Source organism: Microcoleus sp. Pol14D4 (assembly GCF_036701245.1).
Lineage (GTDB): Bacteria > Cyanobacteriota > Cyanobacteriia > Cyanobacteriales > Microcoleaceae > Microcoleus.
The window spans coordinates 126,627-135,779 of the sequence record NZ_JAUBQM010000007.1; the positions used below are offsets into that span (position 1 = coordinate 126,627).

At 46.6% G+C, this 9,153-nt stretch carries 7 protein-coding genes and 1 pseudogene; 5 read left to right on the forward strand and 3 right to left on the reverse strand.

Annotated elements, in window-relative coordinates:
- Positions 1–234 precede the first annotated feature (234 nt).
- Both QUA33_RS05635 and QUA33_RS05640 read left to right on the forward strand, forming a co-directional pair.
- Entirely contained in the window at positions 235–2,088 is a 1,854-nt protein-coding gene (locus tag QUA33_RS05635) for an ABC transporter ATP-binding protein (protein WP_333147177.1), read from the forward strand.
- Between the two features lie 272 nt (positions 2,089–2,360).
- Positions 2,361–2,638 (forward strand): annotated as a pseudogene (locus QUA33_RS05640) (IS1 family transposase); the annotation flags it as partial.
- A gap of 277 nt (positions 2,639–2,915) precedes the next feature.
- Here QUA33_RS05640 and QUA33_RS05645 read toward each other — a convergent pair.
- Together QUA33_RS05645 and QUA33_RS05650 are read right to left on the reverse strand one after the other, a co-directional pair.
- Positions 2,916–4,367 (reverse strand): anthranilate synthase component I, encoded by a 1,452-nt coding sequence (locus QUA33_RS05645; protein ID WP_333147153.1) that lies wholly within the window; start codon positions 4,365–4,367, stop codon positions 2,916–2,918.
- A gap of 117 nt (positions 4,368–4,484) precedes the next feature.
- Positions 4,485–5,156, reverse strand: a complete 672-nt coding sequence (locus QUA33_RS05650; protein ID WP_333147155.1) for an aminotransferase class IV — start codon at positions 5,154–5,156, stop codon at positions 4,485–4,487.
- Between the two features lie 96 nt (positions 5,157–5,252).
- On the opposite strand from QUA33_RS05650, the gene QUA33_RS05655 reads away from it, so the two are divergent.
- Complete coding sequence (locus tag QUA33_RS05655) at positions 5,253–5,912, forward strand: ElyC/SanA/YdcF family protein (protein ID WP_333147157.1); 660 nt, start codon at positions 5,253–5,255, stop codon at positions 5,910–5,912.
- Between the two features lie 185 nt (positions 5,913–6,097).
- Here QUA33_RS05655 and QUA33_RS05660 read toward each other — a convergent pair whose 3' ends face one another.
- Positions 6,098–6,325, reverse strand: a complete 228-nt coding sequence (locus QUA33_RS05660) for a hypothetical protein (protein ID WP_333147159.1) — start codon at positions 6,323–6,325, stop codon at positions 6,098–6,100.
- Between the two features lie 437 nt (positions 6,326–6,762).
- Between QUA33_RS05660 and QUA33_RS05665 the strand changes: the two genes are divergently transcribed.
- Both QUA33_RS05665 and QUA33_RS05670 read left to right on the forward strand, forming a co-directional pair.
- On the forward strand, positions 6,763–7,395 hold the full coding sequence (locus tag QUA33_RS05665) for a transaldolase family protein (protein WP_333147161.1): 633 nt from the start codon (positions 6,763–6,765) through the stop codon (positions 7,393–7,395).
- A gap of 71 nt (positions 7,396–7,466) precedes the next feature.
- Positions 7,467–8,978: a calcium-binding protein gene (locus QUA33_RS05670; protein ID WP_333147163.1), complete on the forward strand. Its 1,512-nt coding sequence runs from the start codon at positions 7,467–7,469 to the stop codon at positions 8,976–8,978.
- Positions 8,979–9,153: the final 175 nt, after the last annotated feature.

The window sequence follows — 9,153 nt, forward strand, 5'->3', positions numbered from 1 at the left end:
TAGCTACCCTTGAACAACGAAACTATACTTACATCTTGCACCAGTCGAATAATCTCACATTCCATCTGCCCTGCTTGACAACAAAGGTTATAACTCAAAGTTAATTTCTAGCTTCTCTGACTGGGGTGAAACTTCCTAATTGGTGCATTGTCTTACTTAGAGGCACCCAGTATATTTATGAATTTTCCATTCAAAGCACGTTTGAAGAGCCAGAAGAATTCACCAAAAATGGTGATGCCGTTAATTAACCAACATTGGTTGGTGCGGATCGTCCTGCGCTCCATTTCCTACTTTCGCAAAGACTTATGGCTGATCGTCACGCTCTTGTTGTTGATCGGAGCATCGGTATTTTTCAACCTTCTCAACGCCTGGCCGATAGCGATTCTAGTCGATACGGTTTTGTCACCAACTCCGAAATCCAACTGGATTCATACGCTGTTTCTTGCTCCGTTCGGTGAAAGCACGCTGAACCGAATTTTCGGAATGGCATTCGTCGCGATGATTATTAGAATCCTGAGCGAGACCGTTTTCATGCTGCGTAAGATGTTGAACTACCGCATCCAGTACAACGGAACCTTGCGGGTTCGCACCGAACTCTACGACAAAATGCAGGCGCACAGTCTCGGCTGGCACGGCTCCCGATCGCAGGGTGACGCAATCTATCGGTTGAGCTACGACAGCCTCGGCCCCTGGGGGGTAATCGATACGCTTATCGGCTCCACTGCCGCATCGGTGACGCTGACGGCGATGATCTGGATCATGCTGTCGCGCCACGTCCTTCTCACCGTGTTTGCGCTTTCGTTCACTCCGCTTTTAATACTGGCGAATTGGTACTTCGAGGGAAGGATTAGGAGTCGAGCCCTTGAGTCGAAACAGACCGATGCGGTGATGACCTCAACCATGCAGCAAGGTATAGAGTCGATCGGGCTAATCCAGTCCTTCGGTCGAGAAGCAACGCAGTCGCGGCGCTTCGGGCAGGCGGTCGAACGCAGCGTCAAGGCCTCCCTTCGGCTTAATTGGCAAGAAAACCTCTATCCGCTAGCGGTTCAGGTAGTTTTCGCCCTGGGAAGCGGGGTAATCTTAGGCTACGGCGGATACCTAGTTTATCGCGACCAGTTCTTGCGTCCGGTGCAGGGCGGCGTGACCATCGGGGATCTGCTCGTATTTATGGCGTACCTGGGGCAGTTCTGGGACCCGATAGGTTGGGTGTTGGGGTTCACTACTAAGATCCAGACGTTTGTAGCTTCATGCGATCGCGTCTTTACGGTCATTGACGAGCCGCCTGCTATAAAAGATGAGCCTGATGCGCGATCGCTTCCCGTCCATCCCCGCACACTAGCACTTGCCGACGTAAGCTTCGAGTACAACTCTGGGCAACCCGTCTTGCGGAACATCAGTGCTAGTATCGAGCCGGGTCAGATGGTGGCGTTTTTGGGCCCTAGCGGAACGGGAAAGAGTACGCTACTCAATCTTTTGCCGCGCTTCTACGACCCGACATCGGGCAGCGTCCTCCTCGACGGCTTTGACCTCCGCACCCTTAAGATTGCCGATGTTCGCAAGCACATGGCCCTCGTCTCGCAAGGCAGCCCACTATTCCCCGGAACGATCGCAGAAAATATCGCCTACGGTCGCCCGGATGCTCTGCTCTCCGATATTCGGGAAGCGGCGGTCGAATCCGGGGCAGCCGAGTTCATCGAAAGCTTGCCGGAGCAGTATGATACTTTAATCGCGGAGGGCGGTCAGAACCTCTCGGGCGGACAGCGACAGCGCCTAGCTATTGCGCGGGCGATCGTCACTAAGGCTCCCATACTCATCCTCGACGAACCCACGAATGCGCTGGACTTGAAGCACGAGCAGTGGGTACTAGAGACTCTGCAACGTCTACGTCGCAACAGAACCATCATCTTGGTCACGCACCGACTTGAAACTGCCGTAGACTGCGATTTGATTTTTGTGATGCAGTCGGGCGAGATTTTTGAGTCTGGTACTCACGCCGAACTCCTTACCAAACAGGGACTCTACTACCGAATGTTGGGCTACGGTACAGTAAAATCCACAGGACTTACGCACAAACCCTGCATCGAGTAGGGGCACGACATGGCGAACTTATTCTGATTCTTTTGCTTCAATCAGTGGGCGTTGACTGCCTGACTGGGAATAGCACTGGCATTAACTGACCCAGCGGCACAGAAGGCTGCTCATGAACCAATATTAAGGACAGCAAGGCAAATAGCCGCAGGACGGACTATTTCTGAAAAAGTGCAAACGTACTGGAGATTTGGGAAAAGGATGCGATCGCGATCGGCTACGATCCTGGGCGTAAAGAATATAGATGGCTTTTTGGAGGATCTCAGTCCGAGCTTTGGCAATCTTTACCTCCTGTCTATAGACAATGTGCTGTTTGTTATACTGATTTTTGGGAATCTAGATGAGGAAGTGCTACCTTTTAAAAGACATCGACCTGTAGGCAAAGAATCGGGAAAAACCAGTCATATTGAAAGACTTAATAATACTTTACGGCAGCGAATTTCTCGTTTGGTTCGTAAAACCTTCTCTTTTTCAAAAAAACTGCTTGCACCATATTGGGGCAATTTTTAACTTTGTACATCACTATAATTATTGCATAAGAAAACGATAAGCTGTTCTACATTTAAACTGTGTGTCAAAAATCAATAAAACTCTTGTGCGACGGGCTTCTAGCCTGTCCCGACTTTCCAATTTAAATGCGTAACAGCTTATCGTTACTGTGCATGACTACCAAAAAATTATCATGGCAATACCATACCAACATTTTCCTAACCTTAATACTACAATATTTTTATTTATCCAAGCAATTTTTATTAGTATTACATCTAAAGTAAATCGGCGATCGTAATTTTCAATAATCTTAAAATCTCCCTTGAGACAAGACGCATCTAATCAAATATTTCCGCTAATTTCAAAGCATTAACTTGAGCTTGAGCTTTATGCAGCGACTCCTGCCATTCCCTTTCTGGATCGCTATCAGCAACAATCCCCGCACCCACTTGTCCCCAAACAACTCCCCCGGTCGTACCGTCACTTTTTGGTGCATATAAAAGGGTGCGAATCAAAATATTTAAATCCAGGTTGCCGCGCCAGTCCAAATAACCGCAGGAACCGTAAAATAAATTGCGCTTCACGGGTTCCAATTCTTCGATGATTTCCAGACAGCGCACTTTCGGACAACCTGTAATCGTACCGCCCGGAAATACCCCTCGAATTAAGTCTATCGCGTCGCAATCTCCTCTTAATGTACCGATAACATTACTGACGAGGTGCATCACGTGACTGTAGCGTTCAACGGTCAGAAATTCGTTAACTTTTACTGACCCCCATTCACACACTCTCCCGATATCGTTGCGTTCTAAGTCAACTAACATAATATGTTCGGCTCTTTCTTTGATATTCTCTATTAATTCCTGTGCTAACTTCTCATCTTGAATGCAGGTTAAACCTCGCGGTCGCGTTCCCGCGATCGGTCTAGTATCCACTTTTTTTCCTAATAATTGAACCAGTCTTTCCGGCGAACAACTAACTATCGCCCCCCACGGAGTTTGCCAATAACTTGCAAAAGGCGAAGGATTGATCCGTTGCAAAGCGCGGTAAATTGACCAACTACTGCAATCTGTACGGGCTTCAAACCGCAAAGATAAATTAGCCTGAAAAATATCGCCCGCATGAATATACTTCTGAGCTTTTCGCACTATTTCTTTATACTCACTCTGAGATAATTGGAAAATAGGAGTAGCGGAATTTTGTTGATAATTTTCCTGTAAATTATTCTGGATTATTTCTCGCTCGGTTTGCTCTAATTGATGCTGCATAACATCAAGGTGAGAAGGTTGACTCGCAGCCAACCAGAGAATTTGCGTTTGACGGTCTACAACCGCAAAAGATTCTGGTTCGTACCAACAGCTAACCGGGAAAGGAAGCGGATCGGTATTGAGTTGGGGCAGGTGTTCGATTTCCCATGCTAAATCATAACCCAGCCATCCCAACCAACCCCCAGTAAAAGGAATTTCCGGCGGTACATTCACTGCTAAATTTTGCTTTTGATAGTCCAAAAGAGCGCGCAAAAAAGGTAAAATTTCACCAACTGGCGGTGTCCATAGCTGAGATTGACCGTCAATTATCCGGGGAGAACCTGCACAAATAGAATATCGTGCCAAGTTAGTAGAAGATGTAACTGGACTTTCTAGCAGAACCGCCATATCGCGGGGGAAAGAATCCGATGTTGAGCCTGGACTGTCTGCAGTTTGACCGAGAAATAAAATTTGAAAAATTTCAGATCCGCTGCGCTGATTTAGGGGAAGCTTTCGCCAATACCAAGGTTGTATTTGTTTCATAATAGATTGCACTATGGTTAACACTTTCAGGACTTACGCTACGAGTCGATTTTGAGACTATCTGTAGTAGTAAGGTGCACAGTTTGCACCCTACTAAAATCGATTGAAAGCGTTATATCAGCGATTACTGACAACTTTCCAAACATCTCGGCTTGCTTCTTTTTTGAGGCGTACCCAACCCCTAACAGAGTTAATGAGAAATAGAGTTTTGGTACTGCACAAATCCTCTAAGCTAATTAATTCTTCTCTGATTTTTCCCTCCTCTAAAAGTTGAGAACGAAACGTCCCCGGTAATAAACCGCACTTGAGGGGAGGTGTGATTAGACCTGCGGGTGTATCGATCGCGATATTGGCGATCGTGGATTCGGTGATAACTCCATCTTGATTCCACAGAAAGACATCCTGATATTCGGGCTGCGACTCCAAAGCCATTGTATAAGGCAATCGGTAAGTTGTCTTGTGGTAAAGAAATGGGTTTTGAGAATCGATCGGTTTGCGGGCAATTCCCACAGATGCACCGATTTTTAAGATACCGCTATCTAGTGTCTGAGCTTGTAATGTTATGTTTCCCTCACAAGATATTGTTAACCGTATTTTTTGTTTGACTGACCCGCAAGTCATACTTAATGCTTGTAAAGCTTTGCTTGCTGCTGTTAGTGATAGGGGGAAATTAAAATAATCGGCCGATCGCTCTAATCTTTGAAGATGTCTGTCTAGCAAAAAATAGCCGTTTTTGGGTTCCCATAAAAGTGATTCCAGCAATTCAAAGTTTTGCTGTTGTTGAATCATATTTTTGTCAATATAATGTAAATTAGGTAACTTGACAATTTTTAGACCCGCGAAGTTTCCTGTTTTTGTAATTATATAGGAAGTTAACTTGAATTTATGTTGCCTAAATCCTTTATATTTCAATGGCGGCTTGCCATCGGGCTGTTAATATTAACCTCAGCGATCGCACCCCTAGCACTCAACTACTACGTCCGACTTGTTACCCGCAACTACCGCCACAGCGATATAGCTAACGTGCCGGCAGAACCCATCGCTATAGTTTTTGGTGCCGGAGTTTGGGAAGATGGCACTCCAAGCCCAATGTTAGCCGATCGAGTGCAAGCAGCCGTCGATTTGTACAAAGCGGGGCGAGTGGACCAACTTTTGATGACAGGAGACAATAGCAGCGTAGATTACAACGAAGTCCAAGCAATGCAGGACTACGCCGCAGCCCAGGGCGTACCGACTAATAATATCATTCTCGATTATGCCGGATTTAGCACCTATGAAAGTTGCTACCGGGCGAAAGAGATTTTTGGCATAACCCAGGCTGTTTTAGTTACCCAAAACTTTCACTTAGCCCGCGCTGTTTATACCTGCCGCCAGTTGGGCGTAGAGGCGATCGGTTTAGGAACGCCGGATTGGGGCAAATTTCGCCCAAAGGGCATGATTCGCTACACTTTCCGCGAATTTTTTGCAGTCCTCAAAGCGCTTTGGGAAGTGCGCGTTACCCGTCCAGAACCGACTTTTTTGGGACCGTTTGAAGGAATAAAATAAAATTCATGAGTGGTCTGTTGAAGACTTTTGTTGTTGCTTTAAGGACTAAAATTTTCCCGAAAAACAGGTTTTATTACAACTAACAGGACATCATGTAAGTGCGGGAGTTGTAAGTTTTGAGTTCAACAAAACTTACAACAAAACTCACAAATCATAACTCGCCCGTTGCGGTAGTGTTCCATAACTTACTCGCGTTTGGAAAGCCCCGCCAGGGACCAAGTTAGGCTCACCATCATTAAGCGACCTAGAGCCTTCAAACGTTCTTCGGCGTTATTTTCAACCGCTTGAGACAGAGTTTCAAACTTAACATCGATCGACAATTCTTCAGCAGTTTCTGCTGGTTTTTCCAACACGGGTTGTTCAGAAGATGTCTCAAGGCTGACTTGTGGCTGCTGATTTTTTTCTTCGGTCATTTTCTGAGTCACCTCCTGGAGTTATTGCATACATAATCCTTAATACAAATGTAATTTATTTGTATCCGGGATTTGGCGAGTCAAGTTTTCCTTACCAGACAATCGCAGTTACCAAATGACTTAAAAGCTTTGATTTCACTTGTTAGCTATCTTAAATAGCACTTAGCCAATTTTCCTCAGAAAGGCGATTTATTCACCGATAGCTCGTCCTCCACCAATTTTTGGTAATAAACTGGATTTCTGAGCCTAAGTCCTGTTAAACTCAAAACTCATGCACTACTACCGATGATGCACATCACTGAAGTGTTATATTTACTTAACAGTAATATTTCCGAGATTCTAATATTGTTAAAGACTAACAATTAATTTCGCTCGGATTTATATCAATCTGCAAGCAACCGTCTGGAAATTATTAACAAACTGAAGGTGTAGAGCCGATGGCAATTTATGTTGATACTGCAATTGTAGCGGAAGCCGCACGGGCCAGCAAGTTCGGATGGATAGCGGGAATTACTACTAATCCGACACTTTTGGCAAAAAGCGAGTTATCTCCCGAGCAAACCCTTAAACAACTGGCACAACTGATTCCTGGGGAAGTGTATTATCAGCTAATGGCATCTGATGTTGATGGCATGGTAGCAGAAGGAAAAGCGGCTTTTGAATTAATTGGACAGCAAACAGTGTTGAAAGTTCCAGCAACGGCTGCGGGTTTCCAAGCAGTAGGGCATTTGTCACCGGAAATTCCTTGCGCGGTGACGGCGATATACAGCGCATCACAAGCAGTTGTCTCAGCAGAAGCGGGTGCCAAATATGCGATCGCCTATGTGAATCGCGCCACCAGATTGTTGGGAGACGGTTTTGCTTTAGTCCAAGATATGGCAGATGTCTTGAAAAAAACAAATACTGAAATTTTGGCAGCTAGCATTAAATCGCCGGAAGAAGCAGTAAAAACTTTATTAGCTGGCGCCCATCATTTGACATTGCCTTTTGACATTTTGCAAGCAATGACAGTTCACGAACTTTCGCAGCAAACAGTTGATGAATTTGCCAAAAACGGGCGGGGAATATGAGCTTGCCTATCTTGTGTACTGTGAGTAACATTAGGAAATCTCCTTCCTTGTACTCTTAAATATGAGAGCTTATGACTATTACTCGCGTCTCTGTAGACTCAGCAGGCAATCCGGGGAACAGCTACTCGCTGTTCCCCTCCATCTCAGCCGACGGGCAGTTTGTGGCGTTTGAATCTAATGCCACCAACCTCGTGCCGGGGGATACTAACAATCAAACCGACATCTTCGTGCGGGACTTGTTAACCAATACCACCACCCGCGTCTCTGTAGACTCAGCAGGCAATCCGGGGAACAATAAATCCGGTTCACCCTCCATCTCAGCCGACGGGCGGTTTGTGGCGTTTTTATCTAATTCCACCAACCTAGTACCGGGGGATACTAACAATAACGACGACATCTTCGTGCGGCACTTGTTAACCAATACCACCACCCGCGTCTCTGTAGACTCAGCAGGCAATTACGGGAACCGTGACTCGTATAACCCCTCCATCTCAGCCGACGGGCGGTTTGTGGCGTTTTTATCTAATTCCACCAACCTAGTACCGGGCGATACTAACGATAACGACGACATCTTCGTGCGCGACTTGTCCACCAATACCACCACCCGCGTCTCTGTAGACTCAGCAGGCAACCAGGCGAACCGCTACTCTTTCCCTCCCTCCATCTCAGCCGACGGGCGGTTTGTGGCGTTTTCTTCTGATGCCTCCAACATAGTGCCGGGGGATACTAACAATACCGGAGACATCTTCGTGCGGGACTTGTTAACCAATACCACCACCCGCGTCTCTGTAGACTCAGCAGGCAATCCGGGGAACAGCAACTCCTTCTCTCCCTCCATCTCAGCGGACGGGCGGTTTGTGGCGTTTTTATCTGATGCCACTAACCTCGTGCCGGGGGATACTAACAATCAAACCGACATCTTCGTGCGCGACTTGTTAACCAATACCACCACCCGCGCCTTTGTTGACTCAGCAGGCAATCAGGGGAACAACTTCTCCAATTACCCCTCTATCTCGGCCAACGGGCAGAAAGTGGCGTTTTCATCTTTGGCCGCCAATCTCGTGCCGGGAGATACCAACAACGGCCCAGACGTATTCGTTGCTGACATCGGCAACACTCCAGGCGGCATCAATAACTCTCCAAACGCCATCAACGGCACTCCCGGCAACGACAACCTGACAGGCACTCCAGGCAACGATCTCATCAACGGTTTGGCAGGCGATGACCTGCTGACTGGTTTGCGGGGCAATGATATCCTTAATGGCGGCGACGGCAGCGACTACCTGTCTGGTGGCAAAGGTTTTGACACCCTCAACGGCGGTTTGGGCGACGATAATCTTGTCGGCGGCGCGGGCAACGATGTATTTGTTTTAGGTGCGGGGTTGGGAGTTGATACAATCTCTGATTTCGGCAACTCTCAAGATACCATTCAATTAATTAATGGCTTGACTTTCGGACAACTATCAATTTCCGCTGGAACTAACGGCACATTAATTGGATTAGCTAGCAGCGGTGAAGTTTTAGCTGCTTTGACAGGCGTTGCTCCCAATCTCATGGGCACTGAAGATTTCATCTCTGTTTAGAGATAAAAGGAAATTTGAGAATACCCTTCGATTATATGATGGTTAAGTCACCGGAGATGATATAATTGCTACTTGGTTATTAGTTATTTGCACTCTTCGGCGTTGCTGAATTAGGGTATGATACGAGCAAAAATACGGGAGGGGAGTCGAAAATGATTTCCAGGATTTTGATGGG

What these genes read in the sequence shown, in the direction of transcription:
- QUA33_RS05635 (WP_333147177.1), top strand. Translation starts at nt 235, where the DNA reads ATGCCGTTAATTAACCAACATTGGTTGGTGCGGATCGTCCTGCGCTCC.
- QUA33_RS05645 (WP_333147153.1), bottom strand. Translation starts at nt 4,367, where the DNA reads ATGAAACAAATACAACCTTGGTATTGGCGAAAGCTTCCCCTAAATCAG.
- QUA33_RS05650 (WP_333147155.1), bottom strand. Translation starts at nt 5,156, where the DNA reads ATGATTCAACAACAGCAAAACTTTGAATTGCTGGAATCACTTTTATGG.
- QUA33_RS05655 (WP_333147157.1), top strand. Translation starts at nt 5,253, where the DNA reads ATGTTGCCTAAATCCTTTATATTTCAATGGCGGCTTGCCATCGGGCTG.
- QUA33_RS05660 (WP_333147159.1), bottom strand. Translation starts at nt 6,325, where the DNA reads ATGACCGAAGAAAAAAATCAGCAGCCACAAGTCAGCCTTGAGACATCT.
- QUA33_RS05665 (WP_333147161.1), top strand. Translation starts at nt 6,763, where the DNA reads ATGGCAATTTATGTTGATACTGCAATTGTAGCGGAAGCCGCACGGGCC.
- QUA33_RS05670 (WP_333147163.1), top strand. Translation starts at nt 7,467, where the DNA reads ATGACTATTACTCGCGTCTCTGTAGACTCAGCAGGCAATCCGGGGAAC.